The 431-nt window shown below is 60.8% G+C and carries 1 protein-coding gene; it reads right to left on the reverse strand.

The window, feature by feature from the left end:
* Positions 1–431 (reverse strand): penicillin-binding transpeptidase domain-containing protein (locus J5M71_RS28820; protein WP_279382409.1); only part of this gene is annotated, 431 nt, incomplete at both ends.

Genomic DNA, 431 nt, shown 5'->3' on the forward strand with positions numbered 1-431 from the left:
GTATTGCGGCTTGAGGTGGCCTTCCTTATCGAGTAACCAGGCGTCCATGATCTGCCGCACAACGGGACCGGCAACACGACCACCCGCCTCGCCGTTCTCGATCATTACCGAGATGGCGATCTTCGGATGTTCGGCCGGTGCGAATCCTACAAACAGGGCGTTGTCACGGTGGCGCTCGAGGGTTTTCTCACGGTTGTAGCGCTCACCCTGCTTGATCGCAACCACTTGCGCCGTACCACTCTTGCCAGCGATGCGGTATTGCGCCCCCGCAGCCGCCGCTCGGGCGATGCCTCGAGCATCGTGCATGACCATCTGCATTCCGTGATTGACCTGCTCCCAATCGCGCGGATCTTTAAGCAGAATGTTCGGCATCGGGTGCTCGTCAACCGGCGCAACGCCGTCGACCGACTTGGCCAGATGCGGTCGATTCC

This window comes from Pseudomonas sp. 43(2021) (genome assembly GCF_017490805.1).
GTDB lineage: Bacteria > Pseudomonadota > Gammaproteobacteria > Pseudomonadales > Pseudomonadaceae > Aquipseudomonas.